The 24,718-nt window shown below is 67.9% G+C and carries 21 protein-coding genes; 8 read left to right on the forward strand and 13 right to left on the reverse strand.

Features of this window, described 5'->3' with window-relative positions; all coding sequences use genetic code 11:
- Positions 1-28: 28 nt before the first annotated feature.
- The 4 genes from ACYVI5_RS12280 to ACYVI5_RS12295 form a co-directional block, all read right to left on the reverse strand.
- Positions 29-1,060, reverse strand: a complete 1,032-nt coding sequence (locus ACYVI5_RS12280; RefSeq protein ID WP_460580411.1) for an aldo/keto reductase — start codon at positions 1,058-1,060, stop codon at positions 29-31.
- Between the two features lie 26 nt (positions 1,061-1,086).
- Positions 1,087-1,449, reverse strand: coding sequence for a MerR family transcriptional regulator (locus ACYVI5_RS12285; protein WP_460537765.1), 363 nt, complete (start codon positions 1,447-1,449; stop codon positions 1,087-1,089).
- A gap of 107 nt (positions 1,450-1,556) precedes the next feature.
- Positions 1,557-1,769, reverse strand: a complete 213-nt coding sequence (locus tag ACYVI5_RS12290) for a hypothetical protein (RefSeq protein WP_460580412.1) — start codon at positions 1,767-1,769, stop codon at positions 1,557-1,559.
- A gap of 106 nt (positions 1,770-1,875) precedes the next feature.
- Positions 1,876-2,571, reverse strand: a complete 696-nt coding sequence (locus ACYVI5_RS12295; RefSeq protein WP_460537763.1) for a nicotinamide mononucleotide transporter — start codon at positions 2,569-2,571, stop codon at positions 1,876-1,878.
- A gap of 232 nt (positions 2,572-2,803) precedes the next feature.
- Between ACYVI5_RS12295 and ACYVI5_RS12300 the strand changes: the two genes are divergently transcribed.
- Positions 2,804-3,145, forward strand: a complete 342-nt coding sequence (locus ACYVI5_RS12300) for a hypothetical protein (RefSeq protein WP_460537762.1) — start codon at positions 2,804-2,806, stop codon at positions 3,143-3,145.
- Positions 3,146-3,154: 9 nt separating this feature from the next.
- On the opposite strand, the gene ACYVI5_RS12305 is transcribed toward ACYVI5_RS12300, so the two are convergent.
- A complete protein-coding gene (locus tag ACYVI5_RS12305) occupies positions 3,155-5,056 on the reverse strand; it encodes a thioredoxin domain-containing protein (protein WP_460580413.1) in 1,902 nt (633 codons plus the stop codon).
- A 110-nt stretch (positions 5,057-5,166) separates the two neighbouring features.
- Here ACYVI5_RS12305 and ACYVI5_RS12310 point away from each other — a divergent pair, with 110 nt between their 5' ends.
- Positions 5,167-5,490, forward strand: coding sequence for a hypothetical protein (locus ACYVI5_RS12310; protein ID WP_460580414.1), 324 nt, complete (start codon positions 5,167-5,169; stop codon positions 5,488-5,490).
- A gap of 18 nt (positions 5,491-5,508) precedes the next feature.
- Here ACYVI5_RS12310 and ACYVI5_RS12315 read toward each other — a convergent pair whose 3' ends face one another.
- The 3 genes from ACYVI5_RS12315 to ACYVI5_RS12325 are packed head-to-tail and all read right to left on the reverse strand — an operon-like array spanning position 5,509 to position 7,736.
- A complete protein-coding gene (locus ACYVI5_RS12315) occupies positions 5,509-6,225 on the reverse strand; it encodes a BUD32 family EKC/KEOPS complex subunit (protein ID WP_460580415.1) in 717 nt (238 codons plus the stop codon).
- Positions 6,226-6,234: 9 nt separating this feature from the next.
- Positions 6,235-7,074 (reverse strand): aldo/keto reductase, encoded by an 840-nt coding sequence (locus ACYVI5_RS12320; RefSeq protein WP_460580416.1) that lies wholly within the window; start codon positions 7,072-7,074, stop codon positions 6,235-6,237.
- A 44-nt stretch (positions 7,075-7,118) separates the two neighbouring features.
- On the reverse strand, positions 7,119-7,736 hold the full coding sequence (locus tag ACYVI5_RS12325) for a helix-turn-helix domain-containing protein (protein WP_460580417.1): 618 nt from the start codon (positions 7,734-7,736) through the stop codon (positions 7,119-7,121).
- Positions 7,737-7,816: 80 nt separating this feature from the next.
- Here ACYVI5_RS12325 and ACYVI5_RS12330 point away from each other — a divergent pair, with 80 nt between their 5' ends.
- On the forward strand, positions 7,817-9,160 hold the full coding sequence (locus ACYVI5_RS12330) for an MFS transporter (RefSeq protein ID WP_460580418.1): 1,344 nt from the start codon (positions 7,817-7,819) through the stop codon (positions 9,158-9,160).
- Here the strand turns inward: ACYVI5_RS12330 and ACYVI5_RS12335 are convergent.
- The 3 genes from ACYVI5_RS12335 to ACYVI5_RS12345 all read right to left on the reverse strand — a co-directional run bounded on the left by ACYVI5_RS12335 (position 9,148) and on the right by ACYVI5_RS12345 (position 11,930).
- Entirely contained in the window at positions 9,148-10,758 is a 1,611-nt protein-coding gene (locus ACYVI5_RS12335) for a long-chain-fatty-acid--CoA ligase (protein ID WP_460580601.1), read from the reverse strand. The genes ACYVI5_RS12330 and ACYVI5_RS12335 overlap by 13 nt on opposite strands.
- 111 nt (positions 10,759-10,869) lie before the next feature.
- Complete coding sequence (locus tag ACYVI5_RS12340) at positions 10,870-11,181, reverse strand: AzlD domain-containing protein (protein ID WP_460580419.1); 312 nt, start codon at positions 11,179-11,181, stop codon at positions 10,870-10,872.
- A complete protein-coding gene (locus tag ACYVI5_RS12345) occupies positions 11,178-11,930 on the reverse strand; it encodes an AzlC family ABC transporter permease (RefSeq protein ID WP_460580420.1) in 753 nt (250 codons plus the stop codon). The genes ACYVI5_RS12340 and ACYVI5_RS12345 overlap by 4 nt, the downstream gene beginning before the upstream one ends.
- A gap of 213 nt (positions 11,931-12,143) precedes the next feature.
- Between ACYVI5_RS12345 and ACYVI5_RS12350 the strand changes: the two genes are divergently transcribed.
- The gene (locus ACYVI5_RS12350; protein ID WP_460580421.1) at positions 12,144-13,643 is read left to right on the forward strand and encodes an APC family permease; all 1,500 of its coding nucleotides are present in this window, start codon (positions 12,144-12,146) and stop codon (positions 13,641-13,643) included.
- Positions 13,644-13,668: 25 nt separating this feature from the next.
- Positions 13,669-17,547 (forward strand): ATP-dependent RNA helicase, encoded by a 3,879-nt coding sequence (hrpA, locus tag ACYVI5_RS12355; RefSeq protein WP_460580422.1) that lies wholly within the window; start codon positions 13,669-13,671, stop codon positions 17,545-17,547.
- Positions 17,548-17,660: 113 nt separating this feature from the next.
- Here the strand turns inward: hrpA and ACYVI5_RS12360 are convergent, their stop codons facing one another.
- Both ACYVI5_RS12360 and ACYVI5_RS12365 read right to left on the reverse strand, forming a co-directional pair.
- A complete protein-coding gene (locus ACYVI5_RS12360) occupies positions 17,661-19,046 on the reverse strand; it encodes an HNH endonuclease signature motif containing protein (protein ID WP_460580423.1) in 1,386 nt (461 codons plus the stop codon).
- Between the two features lie 178 nt (positions 19,047-19,224).
- A complete protein-coding gene (locus ACYVI5_RS12365) occupies positions 19,225-20,028 on the reverse strand; it encodes a phosphotransferase family protein (RefSeq protein ID WP_460580424.1) in 804 nt (267 codons plus the stop codon).
- Positions 20,029-20,068: 40 nt separating this feature from the next.
- On the opposite strand from ACYVI5_RS12365, the gene ACYVI5_RS12370 reads away from it, so the two are divergent.
- The 3 genes from ACYVI5_RS12370 to ACYVI5_RS12380 are packed head-to-tail and all read left to right on the forward strand — an operon-like array spanning position 20,069 to position 24,674.
- Positions 20,069-20,824 carry an aminoglycoside phosphotransferase/kinase family protein gene (locus ACYVI5_RS12370; RefSeq protein ID WP_460580425.1) on the forward strand — a complete coding sequence of 252 codons (756 nt, stop codon included), beginning with the start codon at positions 20,069-20,071 and terminating at the stop codon, positions 20,822-20,824.
- 58 nt (positions 20,825-20,882) lie between these two features.
- Complete coding sequence (locus tag ACYVI5_RS12375) at positions 20,883-23,615, forward strand: phosphoenolpyruvate carboxylase (protein ID WP_460580426.1); 2,733 nt, start codon at positions 20,883-20,885, stop codon at positions 23,613-23,615.
- A gap of 45 nt (positions 23,616-23,660) precedes the next feature.
- Complete coding sequence (locus ACYVI5_RS12380) at positions 23,661-24,674, forward strand: LacI family DNA-binding transcriptional regulator (protein WP_460580427.1); 1,014 nt, start codon at positions 23,661-23,663, stop codon at positions 24,672-24,674.
- Positions 24,675-24,718: the final 44 nt, after the last annotated feature.

A 24,718-nucleotide genomic window follows, 5' to 3' on the forward strand; every position in this document is an offset into this window, starting at 1 on the left:
AACGCTAGCGCCAGCCCCTGACGTTGCCTTACCGACCGCCGTCGATCCGCCGATGCCGCTGCTGCACTCCCGGCGCACCGTACGGGTAGTCCTCCACTCGTGGTGCGCTGGCCTCGTCGAGTGCGGCGAGCTGCTCATCCGACAACTCCACCTCGCTAGCGCCGAGGTTGTCCTGCAGCTGCTCGACGGTGCGAGCACCGAGGATGACGCTGGTCACGCCCGGCTTCGCGAGCAGCCACGCGAGCGACACCTGCGACAGGGATGCGCCGTGTACGTCAGCGAGCTCCTGTACGACCTCCAGGATTCGCCAGATGCGCGGGTCGTCGTTGCGTGCGCGCCACGCCTCCATGCCGCGCTCCGGGTTCTCGCCGAGTCGGGTCGCGCCGGTGGGCGCGACGTCGCGCTGGTACTTTCCGCTCAGCCATCCGCCGCCGAGCGGCGACCACGGGAGCAACCCGACCCCCGCATCCAGCGCGGCCGGTACGATCTCGTGCTCGATGCCGCGCACGATGAGGTTGTACTGCGGTTGCAGCGTCACCGGCTCGGCCCAGCCGTGAGCCCTGGCGACGTGCACTGCCTTCGTGAGCTGCCATCCGGTGAAGTTCGAGAAGCCGTAGTACAGGATCTTGCCCGCTGCGATCGCGTCGTTCAAAAACCGGAGGGTCTCATCGACCGGAGTCAGGGCATCCCACGCGTGCATCTGGTAGAGGTCGATCGTCTCGACGCCGAGCCGCTTCAGGGACGCGTCGAGCGCCCGGGAGAGGTGCCGGCGCGAGAGCCCGAGGTCGTTCGCGCCCTCGCCCATCGGGAAGCGGCCCTTGGTCGCGATCACGAGCTGCTCTGCCTCGGTGGGGTGCGCGGCGAGCCACCTGCCGACGATCTCCTCCGAAACGCCGTGCGTGTAGACATCCGCCGTGTCGATGAAGTTTCCGCCGGCCTCTACGTAAGCGTCGAGGATGGCATGGGATGCCTCCTCGCTCGCCTCGTGACCGAACGTCATGGTGCCGAGGGCGAGGTCGGTGACGGCCGTTCCGCTGCGGCCGAGGGTGCGGTACTGCATGGTTCTCCTTGATTCGGATGGGTTGGTCATCGGGTGATCTCTTCGTAGTAGGCGATCTTGTGCTCGATGTAGTCGAGCGCTTCCTGCTGCTTGCGGATGTCGTCGAGCACCTGCTCGCGGTGCGCGCGCAGCATCTCCAGTCGCGCTCGTTCCGTGCCACGACCCTCACGGGCCAGCTCCACGAACTCACGAATGGTGCGAATCGGCATCGCGGTCTGCCGTAGGCATTTGATGACATCGATGGATTCGAGGTCCCCGTCGGTGTAAACGCGTCGGCCACTGGAATCGCGCCCGACGGGCGACAGGATGTCCGCGCGCTCCCAGTACCGGAGGGTCTCGGCCGAGACGCCCAGGCTCGTGGCCGCCTGCGATGGTGTCAACGTGCTCATGCAACCATCGTGAGACCCGGAGTGCGCTCCGGGTCAAGTCCGCCGCCGAAACGATTCAATCCGCTTGCATCGCCCAGCCTCTGGGACGTGCGCTCAGGGCAGCGCGTTCACTCCCCGCGGTCGTCGTCGGCGACCGTGTCGCCCGACGAGTTGATGCCCTGCTCCCCGGCTTCGGACCGGCGGTCATCCAGAGGCAGACCGCCCGGTGCGGCTCCGGCAACGCTGGCGGACGGCTCCTGCGGGGCGACCAGCGGGGGTCGGCCCTGCGGCTCCAGGTCGTCGTCTTCGTTGTTTCGCGTCTCGTCCGACATGGTTTTCACCCTTCCCTCGTTCGGCGCGACCGTAGGCCGCTCTCCCCGAGTTCTGTCATCCCTTGACGGGGCGCGTGCTCCTGCTCCCGTATGACGAAAGCGACCGGCACGAGCGTCAGGCGACGATGTCTTCGTCGACCTCATCCCGCACGCGCTCGTGCACGACTTCCGACGCGGCGTACCGTCGCCAGCACACCCATCCGTAGACGCAGACGACAGCAGCGGCCATCGACACGGCGACGGTTGCCCAGGACCCCGCCGCCGCGGAGAGCGCGACACTCAGCACCGCGCTGGCGAGGCCGGCCCACCAGCCCGCGACCACGCCTCGTGCGAGCGCCGCCACCTGCACATACATCGCGACGACGACGATTGCCGTGCCCCATGCCACGGCGCCCGACTGACCGGAAGTCCCGTTGGCTGGCACCTGCTCGACGGATGCCTGCGAACCGCTGAGCGCGTACGCCACCACGACGGTGGCGATGGCCGACAGAACGACGCCATAGGCGGCCTCGCGCCCCGAGACGGAGCGCGGGCGCCGCACGTGGCCACTCCGGCGAGCACGCCAGCCGTATGCGCACAGGACGGCGAGCACCAGGCGCATGCCGGCATCCACGAACCGCACCTCGAGAAGCGCGAGCAGCGCGAACGCACCGCAGACGGCCGCCGCGACGGGCCACGCCCGGTCGGCGAAGCGAGCGACCGCGACCAAACCTGCGAGGAGGGCGACAGCCCCGAGCAAGGCTTCCACCGTGACGACCTGCGACCCCGGCATGGCCAGCGGCGCGGTGAGCCAGTCGAGCACGGCGAACATGAATGCCTTTCTCGACGGGGTTCGGACTAGTGACTCGTTTCATTGTGCCGTCGTCGCGGCACGGCCTCCGCCGCTCTCGGCGCTCCACCCGCAAGTCCTGGGGCAATCGTTATGCAGGCGAAACACTGCGGCATGCCGATTCGCTTGGCGTCGGACGACCGTCGTACCCTTGTCGATCATCCAGACGTGTCGGGGCGGGCAGCGCCGCGGATCGCAGGGCGGAGGTCGACGGATGACACAGCATCACAGGCATCCGATGAGCCTCGAACTGCTGCGCCAGGAGGCGCGCGACGAGCTGGCCGCGGTGATCGAGTTCCGGTGCCGGCTCGGCGACGATCCGTGGGACTTCCTGCCCGACCTGCCTACCGTCGACGAGCAGGTGGTGCTCACGTTGCGCGAGGAGACGATCGAGGCGCACGATCTGGCCGAAGCGCGTTCGCGGGCGTACCACCCGTCGGCGGCGCCCCAGGAGCGCGAGCGGTTCGAGTATCAGCTTCTGCGCCGCGTCGCGCTCGACCACCCCGAGCTCACACCCGCGGTGTGGGGCATGCTGGGCCGGCTGAACGCCGCGTAGCACAACGGTTCAGGCTGCGAACGGCCGCGGCAGCTCGCAGGTGAACGCCCGGCACAGGTACTCCGTCGGCTCGCCGCGAAGTGCTGTCCGGGCGTCGAACAGGGCGAAACCCGCGTCGGAGAGATCGGATGCCGCCCGCTCCGACACCGCCACCCCCGCGGCACCCGCACCCAGGCTCTGCGTCCGCACCGCCGTCTCCCGCACGACCGTCTCGCCGGGCCGTCGAGGGCACACCACAACGAGCTGCTGCAGCTCAGCGGCGAGCGCGGTCGCCGTCTGCAGCACGCCGCCGAACGCGATCGGCGAGCGCGTCGCGACGTCGGCGACCGAGCCGATCCCGGAGCGGGATGCCCGCTCGTAGCGCTCATCGTCGGTCAGCGCGAACAGCACGCGGCACGCGCCCGCGAGCGACGACAGCCCACCGGCATACGCGCCTTCCGACGGGTCTGCGTCGGAGACGAGACCGTGCGCGGCCAGCACCGGATCGCCACCCCCCGGAACCGCGAACGGCGAGCGGCCGGGAGCGGCTTCGGCGGCGTCCAGCGTCGCATCCGCCAGAGTGCGGGCCGCGAACGCGAAGCGCGGCTCGCCGGTGGCGAGGAACACGTCGAGCAGTCCTCGAGCGATCAAGCCGTAGTCCTCGAGCGCCGGTGCGGCAGCGGAGGCGCGACCTGCGAGCGAGGCGCGAATGAGAGTCCCGTCGTCTGAGACGTGCGAGGCAAGCAACCCGTCGGCGACCGAAGCTGCCGTGACGACCCACTCCGAGCGCCCCAGAAGGGCGCCGGCGTGGGCGAGAGCGCCGATCGCAAGTCCGTTCCAGCCGGTCAGCACCTTTTCGTCGAGTGCCGGTCGCGGCTGCTCGCTCCGCGCCGCGGCATCCAGCCGGTAGTAGGCACCTTCCCGCCGCTCGCCGTCGACCTCGCTCTCGGAGTCCTGCGCGGAGGCGAAGCCGCCGTCGACGAGGAGCGTGCCGAGAAGGAAGCCGGCGATGCCCTCAGCGACCTCAGCGAATCGCGCACCGCTGGTGCCGGAGTTGGTCTGGACGGCGAGCGAGGCGTCCGCATACAGGCGCAGGAGCCCGGCGTTGTCGTAGAGCATGCGCTCGTAGTGCGGCTCGCTCCAGTCCCTGCGCGTTCCGTAGCGGAAGAAGCCGCCGTCGACCGGGTCTCGCAACGCAGAGCCGGCCATGCGATCCAGGGTGTGCAGTGCGCTGCGCCGGCCGGAATCGGATCCGCTGGAGAGCAGGAATCCGAGCGCCGGCACGCTCGGGAACTTCGGCCCGGCGAAGTCCGGGGGCGTGCCGAAGCCGCCGAACTCCGGATCCTCCGCGGCGGCGAGTGCGTCGGCTGTTTTGATGAGCCGGCTGTTGTCGAGCACGGAGGCATCCACACCGCCGTCGTGCGCGTCTCTCCCCAGCTCCTCCATCGCCGCCGCGACCCGTGCCGCGGTGTCGGCGACGGAGTCCCGGCGGTGGGTCCAGGCATCCGTCACGGCATCCAGTACCTGCCCGAACGACGGCATTCCCCCGCGCACCTCGGGTGGAAAGTACGTTCCGGCGAAGAACGCGCGGCCGTCCGGCGTGGCGAAGACGCTGAGCGGCCATCCGAGACCCCGCGTGAAGGCGCTCGCTGCCGCGAGGTACGCGGCGTCCACGTCGGGATGCTCCTCCCTGTCCACCTTCACCGGCACGAAGCCGGCGTTGAGGCGAGCGGCGAGCAGCGGGTCGCTGAAGCTCTCCCGAGCCATCACGTGGCACCAATGACAGGTGGCGTAGCCGATCGACACGAACACGGGAACGTCGCGCTCTGCCGCCTCGGCGAACGCCTCCTCGCCCCACGGATGCCAGTCCACCGGGTTGTCCGCATGTGCGCGCAGGTAGGGACTCACCGCGTCGGCCAGAAGATTCGGCATCTCGCCAGCCTAGGCATGCCGCCACAGACCAGGACCAGAGCGGGGAGAGTTCGCTTTCGCTGCCGACTCGATGATGCTCTGAACTGGGGCGCAGCGATAGAGTCGCGAACGTGAACGTCACGATCGTTGACGCACCGACCGCGGCGGCACTGGCGAACATCCTGCCGGTCCTGTTGCTCGCGTTCACGGTCGAGTTGCGCCGCACCGCTCTGCACCGCCGCGGCCGCCGACCGGGATGGCTCATCGCCGGACTCGCGGTGTTCTACATACTGTTCGGCCTGGTCGAGACGACCATGGTGATGTCGATCGACGGGCGCCTCTTTCCGTCGAAGCCGAGCGACCTGATCTGCGCGTTCGCCATCTTCGTGCTGCTGTGCCTGCTCTTCGTGCTGGCTCTCGTACCGTCGCGAAACGGGCGCGCCGGCGAGGAGTGAGCCCCGGCGCGGCTCGCTCTACAGCTCGCGGGGCTGCAGCTCGCGCGACTCGAGATAGAACGCGTCGAGACAGTGCGGCGCCGCCCGCTCCAACCACCGAGTCTCGGCGAGCGTGTTATGCGGCGTGCCCAGGCGGTACTCGATCGCTTCGGCCAGAGCACCGCGCGGATCGGTTCCGCATGTCTCCAGGAACGCGTCGATGAACAGGGCGCGGAACGGCTCGATGTGCTCGGCCAGCTGCGGCTCGACGTCCAGGTCCGAGCCGAGCGTCAGGATGACGGTGATCGCGGCATCCGTCGCGGCAGCCCCCGCGGCGACGTCCGGCCAGTCGATGACCACCGGGCCGCGCTCGCTGAGGATCACGTTCTGCGGGTGCAGGTCGCGGTGGATGAACACGGCATCGCCGTCAACTGCGCCTGGCACCCTCGGGAGCCACGACGGAGCGGGCAGCCGGTGCAGCCGCTCGTGCAGCTCCCCCAGCAGCCGGCCGTAGCGCCGATACTGCCCGGGCTCGTGGAGCAACTCGTCGAAGAGGGTGCCGCCGTCGACACGCTCCAAGACGAGGTCGCCGCCCTCCGCATCGAACACGTGCGGAACCGGATACCCGTACTCCTCGAGGTGCAGCATCGCGCGGGCCTCGAACTGGGCGTCGCCGTCGCCTCGGTAGCGACGCAGCACCCTCCCACCGCCGAGGTCGAAGACGTCGGCGGCTCGCCCCTGTGCGATGAGCTCCATGAACGAAGCTTATGCGGGCACGCGCATCCTGAGGGGGTGCGTGCCACGGCGTCCCGCTTCACCCTTGTCGAGTGCGGCGATCGCCTGCATGTCGTCCCACGTCAGTTCGTAATCGAAGATGTCGAGGTTCTCCACCATGCGCTCGCGGTGGTTGGACTTCGGAATGGCGATGTTCCCCACCTGCATGTGCCAGCGAAGCACCACCTGCGCGACCGACTTGCCATGGGCATCCGCGATCCGCTTGAGCTCGGGCGCCTCGCTGATCGTCCCGCCGCCGAGCGGGTACCACGCCTCCGTGACGATGCCGTGTTCAGCGTGGAACGTGCGCAGTTCGCGCTGCTGGAACTCCACGTGCAACTCCACCTGGTTCACGGCCGGTGTCACGCCGGTCTCCGAGATGATGCGCTCCAGGTGCTCGATCTGGAAGTTCGAGACCCCGATCGACTTGGCCCGCCCCGACTCCGCGATCGCGGTCAGGGACTTCCAGACCTGGGGGTAGACGCCCTTCTCGTGCAGTGGCCAGTGGATGAGGTAGAGGTCAACATAGTCGAGGCCGAGCGCGTCGAGGCTCGCCTGGAACGCATCCTCGGGGCGGTCCTGATCGCCGTTGGCCAGCTTCGTCGTGATCCACAGTTCACTGCGCGGGATACCGGATGCCCGCACCGCCTCGCCCACGCCCGCCTCATTGCGGTAGCCCGCGGCCGTGTCGATGTGACGGTAGCCGACCTCAAGCGCGTTCCCGGCGATCTCGGCTGTGTGGTCGGGATCCACCCGGAACACGCCGAATCCGAGTTGAGGAATGCGCGAGCCGTTGTTCAGTTCGAGGGTGGGGACGTTCGTGTCGGTCATGCTTCAACGCTAGCAAGAAACCGATTTCCGACCTCGATTCGAACTCAGTCCGCCCTGGCCGGACCGTCGACGGCAGAGCTTCCGAGGTCGTGCACCTCGGCCGCCGATTCCGGCGACGGCCAGGGATTCGCCACGTATGCAGCCGTGTAGTGGAAGACCCTCGACGGGTCGTCCGGATGCTCCTCCGCAGCGGCAGCTCCCCGCACGCGCCACTTCTCGAAGACCTCGACGACCTCCTCGGCCATCTGCTCGGCCTCTTCCTTCGTCAGCACGACCGCGCCCATGTACTGCAGGCGCGACGCCGCCGGGTCACGGGGAAGGCTCTCGTCGAGAATGCCCTTGATCCATTCCAGACGCTCCGCCATGAACCTGTCCGCCATGTCGCTCGTGTCGGGAAAGTAGAGACCTTGCTGGAACGCCATGGTCCAGACACGGTCCCGGCCATCCCTCGCCTTCTCGGGCACCTCCTTGATGAGGCCGGCCTTGGCGAGGGTCCGCAGGTGAAAGCTGAGCGAGTTCGCGGGCTCTGCGGTGATCCTCGCGAGGTCGGCTGCACGGAGATGGTCGCGGGCAGCCAATTCCCAGATGATCCGCTGCCGAAGCGGATGCGCGAGCGCACGCAGCATCACAGGATCCGTCACCGCGTGCGACTTCTCGACCACGAGTTCAGACTATCAAATGGGCAATGTCTGTTGCGCAAGATCTCTTGCGCAACAGACATTGCGGATCTATGCTCGTGGCCGTGAGCGACTCATCCCCCGCATCCGCTGCGGCCTCCTCCGGCGATCACTGCGCCGATCCCGCGGCCGGAAACGGCACACAGACACTGTGGCGCAATGCGCCCTACCTGCTCCTCATGACGGGCAAGACCTCGCAACTGATAGGCAACGGTGCGGCGGTGTTCGCGGTTCCGCTGATCGCGTTCGCCATCACCGGCTCCGTCTTCTGGTCGGGTGTGATCGGCGCGATCAGCGAGGTCGGCGTGTTGTTGGCGGTACTGCCCGCCGGCGTCATCGCCGACCGCGTAGATCGGCGGCTGCTGCTACTGCTGTGCTCCGCGGTCGGACTGCTTATCTGGCTGGCGCTCTGGACAGCGGATGCCACGGGCGTGCTCAACGCTTTCGAGCTTGCGGCAGCGCTCCTGGTCGCCTCGGCAGTGTCCGCCTTCTATGCACCGACGGAAGCTGCCGGCATCCGCTACGTCGTGTCGTCCGAGCAGCTCGGAAGCGCGATGGCGGCGATGCAGGGCCGAGGTGCGGTGGCCAGCCTGCTGTCCGGACCGTTGGGCGGGCTGCTGTACGGACTCTCCCGCACGCTGCCGTTCCTCGCCAGCTCATTCGGCTACGCGCTGGCGGGAGCGACCGCGTTGTTCGTGCGGGTGCCGCTTAACGACAGGCATCCGCAGCGCCACTCCCAAAGCGTGGCCGCGTCGCTCGTCGACGGGTTCCGGTTCGTGTGGACAGTGCCGGTCATCCGCACGGGAATCGGGGTCTTCGCGCTGCTCAATCTGGCCTTCGGCGGCGCGTTCGTGTCGATCAATCTGCACCTGGTGGCCATCCACACCGCACCGCTGCTCATCGCACTGGTCGACGTGGCATCCGGTGTGGCGATGCTCGCTGGATCGATCGCCGCACCGCCGCTCGTCAAGCGATTCCCGAGCGGCCCGCTCGCGATCGTGTGCATGGTGCCGTCGGTGCTCGGCGGCTTCGGGCTGGCGCTCTCGACGCAGTACGTCGAGTACGTGCTGCTCGCGATCGTCATGTCGCTGTTCATCCCTCCGGTGAACTCCGGTCTGCTCGGCTACGTCAGCGCGATCACACCCCAGACCATGCAGGCACGAATGAACTCGGTGCTGTCGCTTTCGTGGACGGTGGTGGCGCCGGTAGCGCCACTTCTTGCCGGCGCGCTTTTGAGCGCGGTCGGTGTGGGCTGGTCGATCGCCGCCTTCGCCTTGCTGCTGCTCGTCGGCTTCATCCTGTTCGCCCTGAACCGAGCCGTGCGCCGCATCGGATTGCCCGGCACGTGGGAGGCCGATCTGGTCGAGTGGCCGTCGGAGCACCGCTTCCCCGAGCGTCACACGTCGTAGATGCGGATCAGCTCGCGCTTCAGCACCTTGCCGCTCGGCCCGAGCGGCATCGACTCGACGATCTCCACTCTGCGGGGGAACTTGTACGCCGCGACCTGCGCCTTCGTGTGCTCGATGAGCTCCTCTTCGGTCGCGGTCGCGCCCGGCATGAGCGTGACGGCGGCCATGATCTCCTGCCCGTGCGTCTCGTGCGAGACCCCGAACACGGCGGCCATCGAGACGGCCGGATGCGTCGACAACACCTCCTCCACCTCTCGCGGGTAGACGTTGTAGCCGTTGCGCACGATCATGTCCTTCTTGCGGTCCACGATCGTGATGTAGTCGTCGTCGCTCTTCGTGCCGAGGTCACCGGTACGGAACCAGCCGTCGATGACGGCTGCGGCCGTGGCCTCCGGCAGGTGAAGGTATCCCTTCATCAGGTCGTGTCCACGAACGACGATCTCGCCGAGCTCTCCGCGCGGAAGAAGTTCGATGCGGTCGTCGAGTTCCGGGTTCGCGACCTCCACTTCGACGCCCCAGAGCGGCTGACCCACGGTACCCGCCCTGGTCGGCTTTCCCACGACGTTGAACGTGGCGACGGGCGACGTCTCTGTCAGCCCGTAGCCCTCGTGGATGCTCACCCCGTACACCTCTTTGAACCGCTCGATCACGGCGAGCGGCAGCGCTGAGCCGCCGGAGAGGCCGTACTTCAGCGGTGGGCGCTCCGGATTCGCCTTCGCCGCCTCGAGCAGCGCGATGTACATCGTGGGCACGCCGGTCATGATGGTGCACTTGTGCTTGTTGAGAAGCTCGAGCGCGGTGGCTCCGTCGAACTTCGGAAGCAGCACGACGGTCGCTCCCGCGCGGAACCCGACGTTCATCACGCAGACCTGCCCGAACGTGTGGAAGAGGGGCAGGCATCCGAGAACAACGTCATCAGCCCTCAGATCGAACGCATCGGTCAGCAGCGAGCTGGTCTGCTCGACGATCGCGAAGTGACAGCCCTCCGCTCCTTTGGGCTTCCCGGTGGTGCCGCTGGTGTACAGGATCGTCGCGGTGTCGAACGGATCCATCGGCTCATAGCTCGCGATCGGTTCGGCGACGGATGCCTCGTCTTCCAACCGCGGGAACGGCAGGTCCGCCGTCGCTTCGTCGGGCACCAGCACGCTGAGCACGTCGACCCCGGCCAGTCCCGCAGCCTTCGTACCCTCGCCAAGCAACGGGGCCGCGCAGATCAGGGCTACGGCGCCCGAGTCGCGCAGCACGTAGGCGATCTCGTCGGCCTTGAGCAGTGCATGAACGGGCACGACGACTCCGCCGAGGGCGAGGATCGCGAAGTACACGCGCGGAAAGTCGGGCACGTTCGGGATGAGCACGGCAACCGGCGTTCCGTGTCCGACGCCGCGAGCACGCAAGGCCCCCGCATACCGGCGGGTCTCCCACCACAGCTGCGCGTAGCCGATCTTCTGATCGGCGAAGATGACCGCAGTGCGGTCGGGATTCTGTCTGGCCGCCTCCGCGAGGATGGCGGCCACGGAGATGGTCGCAAATCCTGCGGGCCTGGCGGGCGAGGAGACGACGCTGTCGGCCGTCTCCGGGTTCTCCACCGTCTGTGGCATCTCTGTCATGGCTGCTCCTTGTCGACGTTGACACGGCACCCGATCGGGATGGCTAGAAACCTACACTCCGGTGCTGTGGATGGCGTCAGCGAGCGGCCGCGGTCCGTTCGGTCAGGGAAGCCCCGCGAGCCGCAGCAGCGCGGCGGCGGCAGCGCCGACGATCACGACGACGAGGAACGGGGCGCGCAGCAGCAGGGCGATGAGCGCGGCCACGAGTGCGCCGATCCGCGAGTCGAGAGCCAACTGCTGCCCGTTCGCGAGTGTGTTGATCATGGTGAGGGATGCCAGCAGCCCGATGGTGAGAGTGCCGGCTACCCGGGTCATCCGCTTGTTCTTCAGCACCTTCGCCGGCACGAGGTATCCGAGAAGCTTCGTGAGGTATGCGACGACGCCGGCCGCGATGATGTAGAGCCACGTGGTCACGGCATCCGCCCTTCGTCCGACGACAGTCGTCCTTCGCCGGCAGCTCGGTGGGGCGGCTCCACGTCGGGTTCGAGACCCTCGTCCGCAGCGCCGACGCCGAGCAAGCCCCAGACAGCGGCGACGACGGCGGCGACGAGTACCGGCACTCCGGGCGGCACGAACGGGATCACCACGACTGTCACGACCCCGCACGCCACGGCGATCGCGACCGGCTCTCGTGCTTTCAGCCGTGGCCACAGCAGTCCGAGGAACGCCGCGACGGCTGCTCCGTCCAGCCCCCATGTCTTCGGGTCGCCGATGGCTCCGCCGAGCAGCGCGCCGAGTGCCGTGAACACATTCCACAACAGGAATATGCCGATGCCGGTCACCCAGAACGCGCGCTTCCGCTCCGCCGGATCGGTCTGCGCACTCGCTGTCGCCATGGACTCATCGATCGTCACGTGCGCGGCGCCGAAGCGCAGCCATCCCTTCGGCTGAAGCAAGGCGTTCAGCTGCATGCCGTACACGGCATTGCGGATGCCCAGCAGCGCGGCCGATCCGAGCGCCGCACCGCCTGCTCCTCCCCCTGCCAGCACGCCGATGAACGCGAACTGCGACCCGCCGGAGAACAGCAGCAGGCTGAGCACCTGCGTCTGCCAGAAGTCCAACCCGGAGGCGACGCTGAGCGCGCCGAACGAGACGCCGTAGAGGCCGGTGGCGATGGCGACGGATGCGCCCGTCCGCGCCGCAGGAGACCGCCAGAGTTTCACGGGTGACAGTCTGTCAAAGCCCACCGTCGTCTCGGCGCGTCGTAGGACCAGACGCGTACCCCGCCGCGAATCGTCCGGCGACGGATCGAATCCCGCACACATCACCCGAAGCAGAGTGATCGTCATCACTCGTGGAGCGCTGCCGGCGGTGGTACTTTCAGGTCGGCCTCGCGGATGCCTCGAGACCACCCATCTCCCGAAGGGTCGACGACGATGTCGGATGCCACACAGACGCGGGCGACCAGCCCCGCCTCCGAAGAACCCGAACACGCGCTCAAGGCGAACGGGGTCAGTGCCGCCGGGGCGGTCGTCATGGCCGTCGCGGGCAGCGCCCCCGCGTACTCGATCGCGGCCACCACCGCTCTGCTCATCGGCGCCGCGGGCCTCGCCGCGCCCGCTGCACTGCTGTGGTGCGGCATCCCGATGCTCGGCATCGCCTGGGCGTTCTCGTACCTCGGCCGATCCGATGTGAATGCCGGCGCCTCGTACTCCTGGGTCGGCCGTGCCCTGCATCCGATCCTGGGCTACCTTTCGGGTTGGTCGCTCGTGATCTCGGCGACGATTTTCATGGTTGCGGGAGCCCTGCCGGCCGGTCAGTACACGGTGTCGTTGTTCGATGAGAAGGCCACGAGCAATGTGTGGCTCGTGACCGGTGTCGGTGCGCTCTGGTTCCTGGTGATGGCCGGATGCGTTCTCGTGGGCGTCACGATCACCGCTCTCGCGCAATGGATCATGTCGTCGATCGAGGTCGCCATCCTCGTCGTGTTCGCGGTCATTGCGATCGTGAAGGGTCTGGTCGGGGTGCACACCGCCGGTGCGGCATTCTCGTGGGACTGGTTCGGCTTCTCGCACTTCGGCGGAATCACGGGGTTCGTCGGCGCAGCGCTCATCGCGGCCTTCTACTACTGGGGCTGGGATGTGAGCTCCAACCTCAACGAGGAGACCACCAACGGCCGCAAGACGTCGGGTGCCGGCGGCATCATCGGGGTGATCATCGTGTTCCTGCTGTTCGAGGTCTTCACGATCGCCACGCAGGTCATGCTCCCGGAGAAGACCGCAGTGAATCCGAACGCCAATCTGATCGGCGATCTGGGCCAGGCGATCATCCCTGGAGTGGGCGGCAAGATCCTCATCGTCGCCGTCATGCTCTCGACGATCGCCACGCTGGAGACCACGCTCATCCAGGTCACCCGCTCGCTGTTCGCCATGGGCCGCGATCACACTCTGCCGAGGCTCTTCGGCACCACGCACAAGAAGTGGAAGACGCCCGCCTTCGCAACACTGATCGTGACCGGTGTCTCCCTCGTGCTGTTCATCGGCTCGAATGCATTGGGCAGCGTCGGTCAGATCATGAGTGCCGCGATCAGCTCGATCGGCTTCCAGATCGCTTTCTATTACGCGCTGGCCGGCATCGCCGTCGTCGTGGCGTATCGCAAGGAGATCTTCAAGTCGGTGAAGAACTTCATCTTCATCGGGCTGTGGCCGGCTGTCGGCGCGGTTTTCATGGTGTGCATCTTCTTCTTGTCCATTCCCGGAGCGGACCCGCTGGTGCTCATCATCGGCATCGGCACGATCGCACTCGGCCTCGTGCCCATGGCGATCTTCTGGAAGAAGGGCAGGAAGTACTTCAGCCGCCGGCCGTTGGAGACCGGGGACGAGATCACGCCGGCAACGGTCAACATCGCGTTGCCGGACCCGAAGATCGACGACTGAGCGCGCGCAATAGGATGGAGGGCTCATGTCCTCCGTCCCCGTCGACCCGCCCGCCGACCTCGTCATCCATTTCCCGCCCGAGCTGCCGGTCAGTGAACGGCGGGATGACATCGCGCGCGCCATCGACGACCACCAGGTCGTGATCGTGGCCGGCGAGACAGGCTCGGGCAAGACGACGCAGCTGCCGAAGATCTGCCTTCAGCTCGGCCGCAAGTCCATCGGGCACACGCAGCCGCGACGCATCGCGGCGCGCGCGATCGCCGAGCGAGTGGCCGAGGAGCTGGGTCAGGACGTCGGCGGGCTCGTCGGCTTCAAGGTGCGATTCACCGACGAGGTGTCGAAGGCGACGCGCATCAAGGTGATGACCGACGGCATCCTGCTGAACGAGATCCACCGCGATCGTGACCTGAACGCGTACGACACGATCATCATCGACGAGGCGCACGAGCGCAGCCTCACGATCGACTTCCTGCTCGGATACCTGAAGCGGCTCTTGCCGCGCCGTCCCGATCTCAAGGTGGTCGTGACGAGCGCCACGATCGACCCGGAGAGCTTCGCCCGGCACTTCGCAGACGCCGAGGGCAATCCCGCCCCTGTGATCGAGGTCTCAGGGCGCACGTACCCAGTGGAGGTGCGGTACCGCCCCCTCGTGGCCGAGGACGAGGGTGACGACGATGTGGATGCCGCCTCGCCTGCAGACCGCGACTATTTGACGGGCATCACCGACGCGCTCGACGAGCTGGGTCGCGAGAAGCCCGGCGACGTGCTCGTGTTCCTCTCCGGTGAGACGGAGATCCGGGATGCCGAAGATGCGGTGCGCGGGCACCTCACGCGCCGTGGCCAGGCGGCTTCGACTCAGGTTCTCCCGCTGTACGGCCGGCTGTCTGCCGCTGACCAGCACCGCGTTTTCGGAGCCGTGCCCGCGGGCATCCGTCGTCGCATCGTGCTGTCCACGAACGTGGCGGAGACGAGCCTGACCGTTCCGGGCATCCGGTATGTGATCGATGCCGGAACCGCCCGCATCTCGCGGTACTCGACGCGTGCGAAGGTGCAGCGTCTGCCGATCGAGGCGATCTCCCAGGCATCCGCGAAGCAGCGATCGGGACGGTCGGGACGCACGAGCGATGGCATCGCGATCCGGCTCTACTCGCAGGAGGACTTCGAGCGGAGGCCGGAGTACACGGAACCGGAGATCCTGCGCACGAACCTCGCTGCGGTCATCCTGCAGATGATCTCGCTCGGGCTGGGCGACATCGCGGCGTTCCCGTTCCTCACCCCGCCCGATTCCCGAGGCATCAAGGACGGCCTCGATCTGCTGACGGAGCTGAACGCCATCGGCGACGGCGCGCTCACGAAGACCGGGCGAGCCCTGGCGCGTCTGCCCATCGACCCCCGGTTCGGGCGGATGCTCGTGGAGGCCGGCCGTCACGGCGTAGTACGCGAAGTGATGGCGATCGTCGCCGGTCTGACCATCCAGGACCCGCGGGAGCGGCCGCTCGAGAAGCGCGCGCAGGCGGATCAACAGCACGCGAGATTCACCGACCCGACGAGCGACTTCCTGACACTGCTGGGCCTCTGGAATCACCTGGAGAAGAAGCAGAAGGAGCTGTCGTCGAGCGCATTCCGGCGCATGTGCAAGGCGGAGTTCCTGAATTACCTGCGCATCCGGGAGTGGCAGGACCTCTATCGGCAGCTTCGCCGTACCGCGAAGCCGTTGGGGCTGGTCCCGGGCGATCCGAAGATCGATGCCGACGGCATCCACAAGTCTCTGCTCGCCGGGCTGCTGTCGCACCTCGGCCTGCGGGATGCGCAGAAGCGCGACTACCTCGGGGCGCGGAACACACGCTTTCTGATCTTCCCGGGATCCGTTCTGGCCAAGAAACAGCCGCAGGCGATGATGAGTGCGGAACTGGTGGAGACGAGTCGCCTGTTCGCCCGAATGAATGCGGCGATCGACCCGGCCTGGGCCGAGCCGCTCGCGGGCGACCTGGTGCGCCGCAGCTACAGCGAGCCGCACTGGGAGAAGCGGCAGGGCTCCGCCGTCGTGTTCGAGAAGGTCACCCTGTTCGGGCTGCCGATCATCGCGCGGCGTCGCGCTCAGCTGAGCCGCATCGATGCCCCACTGGCGCGTGAGCTGTTCATCAGGCATGCACTGGTCGGTGGCGAGTGGCCCGGCGACGTGCGGGATCACGCGTTCGACTTCCAGCGCTCCAACGCGAAGCTGCGTGCTGAGCTCGAGAAGGTCGAGGAGCGCACCAGGCGCCGGGACATCCTGCTCGACGACGAGGCGATGGTGTCGTTCTTCGACGAGCGCATTCCGGCGGACGTGACCGACACCCGCTCGTTCGAGTCGTGGTGGCGCCAGGAGCGGCGAACCAATGGCCGCCTACTCACGATGCGCCGGGAAGACCTGGTCGACGACGTCGAGGAGGCGACGATCGACGAGGATGCCTTCCCGCCGGTCTGGCGCCAGGGCGACCAGCGGCTGGCGGTGAGCTATCGCTTCGAACCGGGGTCGGACGACGACGGCGTGACCGTGCAGGTTCCGCTCGCCCTGCTGCCACGGCTCTCACCCGAGGGCTTCGACGCGCAGGTCCCCGGGCTGCGCACCGACCTCATCACCGCGCTGATCCGCACTCTGCCCAAGGCGCTCCGTCGCTCCCTGGTTCCCGCCGCGGACTGGGCGGCTCGCATAGCTGCGGAGCTGCCGCCGGGGCTCGGGTCGGGGCCGAGCCAGACCGATCCCGGCACGGGCGCCCACGGCGCCGACACGAGCGTCGCTGAACCGTTCTCTGCGATCCTCTCCCGCACCATCCGACGGCTCACCGGAACGCCCGTCGATCCCACTGACTTCGACATCGAGCGCCTCCCCGGCCACCTGCGCATCACCTTCCGTGTGATCGATGAGCGCTCCCGCGTCGTCGCGACCGGCAAGGACCTCGAAGAGCTGCAGCGCAGCCTGGCGCCCAAGGTGCGGGAATCGGTGGCGAAGGCATCCGAGCGGCGCCGTGATCCGATCGAGCGCGGCGGCCTCACCACCTGGGACTTCGACGAGCTGCCGCGCTTCGTCGACACCGAGCAGGGCGGACGCGGAACGGGCATGCCACGTAGCGTCATCCGCGGCTATCCGACGCTGGTGGTGGAGAAGGACGGCGTCGCCATCCGCGTCGTCGGCACGGTCGACGAGCAGGAGCGCTCGCTCCCCGACGGCGTGCGCAGGCTGCTGATGAACGGCATCCCGTCGCCCGTGGGGTACGTGCAGGAGCACCTGACCGGTGCGGAGAAGCTCGCGCTGGCCGCGAGTCCGTACTCATCGACGAAAGCGCTGTTCGACGACTGCCTCGCCGCGGTGGTCGACTCGGCACTGCGCGAGTCCGTGCCGGGTGGTCTGGTCTTCACACGTGCGGAGTTCGAGCGTGTGCGCGATCTGGTGTCGACCACCGTGATGGATGCCCTGTTCGACACGGTCTCGCTCGTCGCGGCCATACTCACCGGGTCTCGTGCCGCCGAGAAGGCGCTCTCGGCGACATCGTCCATGGCGCTGCTCGGCGCGCTGACGGATGCCCGTGCTCAGCTCGCCGGCCTCGTGTTCCCCGGTTTTGTCTCCCGCACCGGACTCGCGCACCTGCGACACCTGCCGCGGTATCTGCAGGCCCTGGTGTGGCGCATCGAGCGTCTGGCCGACAACCCGGGGCGCGACCGTGTCTGGATGAACGAGGTGCAGACGGCCACGACACGATTCACGGATGCCGGTGGCAGCATCCCGCTCCCGCCGCACCCGCGCCCCTCGCTCGAGCATGCGCGATGGATGCTCGAGGAACTGCGCGTGAGCCTTTTCGCACAGCACCTCGGCACGGCGGAGACTGTGTCGTTGCAGCGCATCCAGAAGGTGCTGGCGGGGTAGTGCGGATGCCTAGCGCTCACGGCGACAAGCTCATCCCGCACGACGTGCGCCGGCGCACTTCATGAGTCACTATGACGCGGGAACGTTCGGCACTCGTCGCGCCGCCGCCGCGTTCATTCGCGTCGTTTGAGACTTCCTCGGGTGACGCCGGTGGGTCGCCAGGTTCCGGTGGGGTCGATCCATGCTGGTGCTCGGACGTGTGGTGCGCCGTGGATCATCTTGATGGCCCAGCCTCCGGTGTCGACGTAGTGATGGTGGTACCAGCACAGGGCGACTCCGTTGCCGGTTTCCGTCGGCCCACCCTTCGAGTGCTCTACCACGTGGTGGATCTCGCACCAGCTGGCCGGGATCCGACACCCGGGGATCACACATCCTTTGTCGCGGGCGGCGATCGCGCGGCGTTGTTGTGGGGTGAAGCAGCGTTGCGGTGACCACAACGACACGATCCGCCCGTCCCGGATCAGGAGTTTTTGGATGCCGCCGGCGCAGGCGAACTGGGTGACCGCTGCCATCGGGATCGGCTCGTCCACCCCGTCGATCCACCCGGCACCACGCCCATCTCGGAGGTCGTGTTCGTCCACGGTGACCAGCACAGTGGGTGCAGCACCACCCATCGACGCAACCTCCGCACTGCGGGCGGCGGCGTCGATCAGGGACGCGAACGCATCATGCCGCCGCTGCGACGACGTACGGTCATCCAGGCCAGCCTCTGTCAGCTGGTCGCCGTTCAGGAACGCGGGTTTCGACTTCGGGGACACCACGGCGGCGAGGGCTTGTTCCAGTTTCCCGGAGATCTCCGGCATCAACTCCATCCGATACCTGATCAGCCCACCCCGGGTGCCCAACCGGGTCAGCGCACGATGCCGCATCGCCTCCTCCGCATCCCCCTCCACCCCGTCCGGATCCAACGCGACCCTCCACACCGTCGCCTGCACCCTCGTCTGGTCCGCCGTGAACCCCTCGTGCACGGCGGAGGCGACGAGGTCGGCCTCGGCGGCGGCCCAATCGTCCGGATCAGCACGATGCTCGATCCCGGCCAGGGTGGAGACGATGATGCGGGCGGCATCCTCACCCAGGTCCCCGGCGGCGACTGCTTGTGCGACGGTGGGGAACTTCGGCGGCAACAGGCCACCGGTGAGCGAACCCCGCACCGTGACCGCCTGCCCGAGCGCGGCACGCCGGGTGGCGGTCGCCTCCGACACCCCGGTCAACCGTGCCGTCAACTCTGCCGGGGTGCGGCACCCGTTACGGGCGGAGAGGCGTTCCGCACCGAGTCCTTTCGGGGAGCGTTCCAGGATCTCCCCAGCACAGTGCGCACGCAGGGCGTCCACCTTCCGACCCAGTGTCTCCACCGCCCGGGTCGCCTCAAGTAGAGCCTCGTCCTCGAGACCGTGCACGCCCCGCGCGGGGAGCGCGTCATCCACCGCTGAGCAGAGCGCATCGAACACATCCGTGAACGTCGCCGCAGGTTCGGCGACCGATGCGTTCGAACTGTTCATACCGATGAGTCAACCAGCACCCACCGACATTCCGAACCAACCCCTGACCAGGTACTTTACCTGTGGACAACCCGGCCGAACGGACACCTGTGGACGGAAAGACGAAACGCCACGGCACGCGACGAACCCTGGGCGGCATTTTGCTGCGACTGCCCAGCGAACGCGGCCAACCGCCCGGTCACACGGTGGATCGATCGAGCCTGTCGAGGAGATCCATCGCGGTGCGGTCGTCGTTCAGGTGCTCTCGGTGCCACTCGGCTGCCGCGAGCATGCGCAGCACCGTGTAGAAGTGCACACGCTTCTCAAAAGCGGCATCTACCCGGCCTCCCCCGCTGACGAAGCCCGATAGGACCGCAGGTATTGCGCCGGGGATCCAGGTCGCCAAAACGCCGATGTCCATCGCGGGGTCGCCAACGCGAAGCTCTTCCACGTCGATCATGCCGATGTCACCGCTTTCGCCGACGATGAAATGCTCAGGCCGCCCGTCGAAAAGGATGGCCCCGCCGCAAGCCTCATCCATATTCGGCGCAAGGCGGATCAGTCGGTCTTCGAGATCTTGCGCCGGCACATCGTCAGGGGAGCGGAAGGTTTTCCACCACGACAGTGCATGCGAGAGCCACCCCGCCATCCACTGGCTCCAACTTGAGTTCCCAGCGAAGTCGGTTGGTACTGACGTTGCGTGCACTTGAGCGATCAAAGCGCCGACCTGTTCGTGCACCGCTGAAGGATGACCCTCGTTCACGGCATCACCGGCAATCCACGGCAACGTGAGCGTCGACGGTGCACCCGCCTGATGGGCAATCGGTAGGGCCAGGGGCAGTCCCCGCCCGGCGAGAAGCTCCCGCGCTCGGACCTCACGCGAAAACTCCCCCGCATTCGGCGACACCTTGACGACGACAGGGCGCTCCCCGCCGGTACCGCGGAACAGAACGGTCACGCGATCCTCTTGTTGCGCAAGCAAGTGCGGCAGTGCGGCAGACACGACGACCAGTCTCTCGCGGTCACTCCGCCAGACTGTCAACGTGCCCATCCCGGAGTTCCTCCTGACCGGCGGCAACGCGTCGTCCTTCGTCGTGCGGGCGGGCAACACCGTGCGTAAACCGTGGACTGAATCGACTCCGAGCGTTCAGCGGCTCCTGAAACACCTCCACGACGAGGTCGGCGACGTCGTTCCCAAGCACCTTGGCAAAGACGACCACGGCCGCCAGATCCTGGAGTTCGTCCCGGGCATCGAGGCGATGAGCTCCATGCCGATCGACGAGGCGGATGCCGCACGCGTCGGCGCGAGCATCCGCGCGCTCCACGAAGCTGCCGCATCCTTCGAACGTACCGAAGCGGATATCTGGACGTCGGCGATGCGAAGCGCCGGCGACGAGGTCATCGGTCACAACGACCTCGCGCCGTGGAACCTGATCCGTGACGGCGACCGCTGGACGTTCATCGACTGGGACGGCGCGGGGCCGACGACCAGGGTCGCCGATCTCGGCTACGCGGCGCGTGCGTTCGCACAGCTCGACCACGAGCACGAACTCGACGAGTCCATTCCGCTGCTCCGGGCAGTTCTCGACGGCTACGACGCCTCGCCCGAGATGCGGACGGCGCTGCCGTCGTCGATGGTCGAGCGCACCGAGGCGATGCGCGACCTCCTCATAGACAGCATCGCAACGGGAACGCAGCCGTGGGCGCGCATGGCGGTCGACGGCCATGCCGACTTCTGGGCAGGCGCACTCGACCACCTCCTCTGCCACCGCGCCGAGATCGAGCTCGCCCTTCGCTGACCGCACCCGCACCGCCCGGTTTCCGGCCACCCCCTCCCCCGCCGTACCCTTGATGCCGATGACGAACGGTGCCCCCTCGAATCATTCCCCCCGCCACTCCGCCGTCGACCCGAGCGACGACTCCGCCGCCGCGCGCCAGGTGCGCAGCGGCGAGGTGCCCGAAGCGCTGCGCTCCGACGTGCGCTTCCTCGGCGAGCTGCTCGGACGCGTTCTGGCCGAGTCCGGCGGACCGGACCTGCTCGATGATGTCGAAAAGTTACGTGCACTGACGATCGACGCGTACGAGCGCAATGGTGAGGCATCCATCGAGGATGCCGAGGCGCTGGTGGAGAGCTTCAGTCTCGACCGCGCTGAGCAGGTGGCCCGCGCGTTCACGTGCTACTTCCACCTGGTCAACCTCGCCGAGGAGCGACACCGCGTGCGCGTGCTGCTCGCACGCGACCCATGGAGCACCGATGGCCATCGGCCGGCCGAATCGTTCGCGAGCGCGTTCGCCGCGCTCAGCGACGAGGTCGGCGATGCGGAGGCGCGCAAACGCGTCGCGAACCTGGAGTTCCGCCCGGTGCTCACGGCGCATCCGACCGAGGCGCGTCGCCGCGCCATCGCTTATGCCATCCGTCGCATCAGCGAACTCGTTGCCGAACATGACGACCCGCGCCTCGGCACGCTCGCCCGTATGGAGAACGAGCGGCAGCTACTGGCCGAGATCGACACGCTGTGGCGCACGGCGCCGCTGCGCTCCAACCGCCCGACGCCCCTCGACGAGGTGCGAACGGCCATGAACATCTTCGATCAGACACTGTTCCAGGTGCTTCCGCGCGTCTACCGGCTGATCGACGAACGACTCGCAGGACCGGATGCCTCGCCGCGCGCACCCGAGTCCCGCGCCTTCGTGCGGTTCGGCAGCTGGATCGGTGCCGACCGCGACGGCAATCCGTTCGTCACCTCGAAGATCACGCGCAAAGCCGCGGCGATCGCCTCCGAGCACGTGCTGCTCGGCCTGGAGCGCGCCACCGACCGCATCGGGCGCACGCTCACGCTCGACGGCCGCGACACCCCACCCAGCCTTCAGCTGCAGGACCTCTGGCGCCGGCAGCGCGCGCTCACCGAGGAGCTCACGGCGGATGTCGCCACCCGCTCCCCCAACGAGCCTCACCGCCGCGTGCTGCTCGTGGTGGCCGAGCGTATCGCCGCCACCCGGAGGCGCAACGCAGACCTGGCCTACGACGGACCGGATGCCCTGCTCGACGACCTGCGCATCGTGCAGCAGTCGCTGGCAGAGGCGGGCGACCTGCGCAACGCCTACGGCGAGGTGCAGCACCTCATCTGGCAGGTGGAGACGTTCGGCTTCCACCTGGCCGAGCTCGAGGTGCGGCAGCACTCTAAGGTGCACCGGCAGACGCTCGAGGCGATCGCGGCCGGAGCGAATGGCGACGAGGACCTCGACGACCAGAGCGCCGAGGTGCTCGAGGTGTTCCGGGTGATCGCGCACCTGCAGAGCCGCTACGGCGTGGATGCCGCCCGCCGCTACATCATCTCGTTCACTCAGTCCGCGGACGACATCGCCAACGTGTACCGACTGGCCGAGCACGCGCTCGGGTCGGCCGAGGCAGCACCCGTGCTCGACGTCATCCCGCTGTTCGAGACGTTCGACGACCTCAATGCGTCGACGGACATCCTCGACCGCATGATCGAGATCCCCGAGGTGAAGAAGCGCCTCGACCAGACCGGGCGCCGTCTGGAGGTCATGCTCGGCTACTCCGACTCGTCGAAGGATGTCGGCCCCGTCTCCGCGACGCTGGCCCTGTACGACGCGCAGGCGCGGATCGCGGACTGGGCGGAGCGCAACGGCATCGTGCTCACGCTGTTCCACGGCCGCGGCGGGTCGCTCGGACGCGGCGGCGGGCCCGCCAACGAGGCCGTGCTGGCGCAGCCGCCGGGATCCGTCGACGGGCGCTTCAAGCTCACCGAACAGGGCGAGGTCATCTTCGCCCAGTACGGCGATCCGGTCATCGCCGTGCGGCACCTGGAGCAGATCGCAGCGGCGACCCTGATGGCATCCGCACCATCGATCGGCGGACGCAATGCTCGCGCCGCCGCCGAGTTCTCCGATCTCGCCGCCCAGCTCGACCGCGTCAGCCGGGAGCGCTTCTTCCAGCTGGTGCGCTCCGAAGGATTCGCCCCGTGGTTCGGGCTCGTCACCCCGCAGGAGGAGATCGGCCTGCTCGCGCTCGGCTCGCGGCCGGCCCGCCGCGGGCTCTCACTGGAGTCGCTCGAAGACCTTCGCGCGATCCCGTGGGTCTTCGCCTGGACGCAGGCCCGCATCAACCTCACCGGCTGGTTCGGCCTCGGCTCCGCGCTCGCCGCGGTGGGCGACGAGAAGCTGCTGCGGGATGCCTACGACCGCTGGCCCCTGTTCCGCACCATGATCGAGAACGTCGAGATGTCGCTCGCGAAGACGGACGAGCGGCTCGCCAGGCGTTACCTCGCCCTCGGCGACCGGCAGGATCTCGCCGATCTGGTGCTCGAGGAGATGGCGCTGACGCGGGAGTGGGCTCTGAAGACGAGCGGCGCATCCGAGCTCCTGGCAGACCGGCCCGTCCTGCGCCGTGCCGTGCGGCTGCGCAGCCCGTACGTCGACGCGCTCTCCCTGCTGCAGCTCCGGGCCCTGCGAGCGCTTCGCAGCGACGCGGATGCCTCCACCATCGACGACACGCAGCAGGACGAGCTGCGCCGCCTGTTGCTCCTCGCCGTCAACGGAGTCGCTGCCGGCCTGCAGAACACCGGCTGAGCTCGGTTGCGGCGGTAGGCTCACCCTGGCGACGAAAGGGGGCGCATGCGCGCAACGGTGAAAGACGTCGCCGCGCTCGCCGGTGTTTCGGCCAAGACCGTCTCGAACGTGATCAACGGCGTCGTGTTCGTGCGCCCGCAGACCAAGGAGCGAGTCGAGAAGGCCCTTGCCGAGCTCGACTACGTGCCGAACCTCAGCGCACGGGGACTCCGTAACGGCCGTACGGGCGTCATCGCGCTGGCGCTGCCCGACCTCGCCACCCCGTACTCGGCCGAGATGGCACACCACTTCGTCGAGGCGGCGCACGAGCGCGGCTGGGGCATCCAGATCGAGGAGACCGGTGCCCGCCCGGAGCGCGAAGAGCAGCTGCTCTCCCGTGCGCGAGCGCAGATGGTCGACGGGCTGGTGCTCAACCCGATCGTGTCCGACGAGTTCACTCTGCCCGACGACTCGGCGCATCTTCCGCCCGCAGTGCTCATCGGCGAAGTCGAGCAGAGCAGGCTCGACCAGGTGCGCGTGGACCCCGATCAGGCCGCGTACGACATGACCACCACGCTCATCGGTCTCGGCCACCGGCGCATCGCCGTTCTGGGTTCACCCGTGCGCACGAACACGTTCACGGCCCGGCTGCGCACCGCCGGATATCGGCGCGCGCTGGCGGATGCGGGCATCCGCCACGATCCCGCGCTCGAGATCGGCTGCGACGACTGGGAACCGCACGGGGGTGCATCGGCGATGGATGCGTTCCTCGAGCGCTCCCCGCTTCCGGATGCGTTGTTCTGCTTCACGGATTCACTCGCGATCGGCGCGTTGAGCACTCTCTGGCGGCGGGGCATCCAGGTGCCGGAAGGCATCTCGGTCGCCGGCTTCGACGACATCGCGCACGGCGAGTACGCCTCGCCGCCGTTGACGACCGTGTCGTTCGACAAGCGTGCGTTCACGGACGCCGCGCTGGACCGGCTGGAGGCCCGCATCACCGATCGGGCTCGCGATGCGATGCTCGTCACGGTGCAGCACCGCATCATCGTGCGTGAGAGCACCCGTCACGCCGTCGGCTGAGCCCGTCGAAACCCCTTCGCGGGCTCCGACGGGCTCTCAACCGA

It is taken from the genome of Humibacter ginsengisoli, assembly GCF_054780095.1.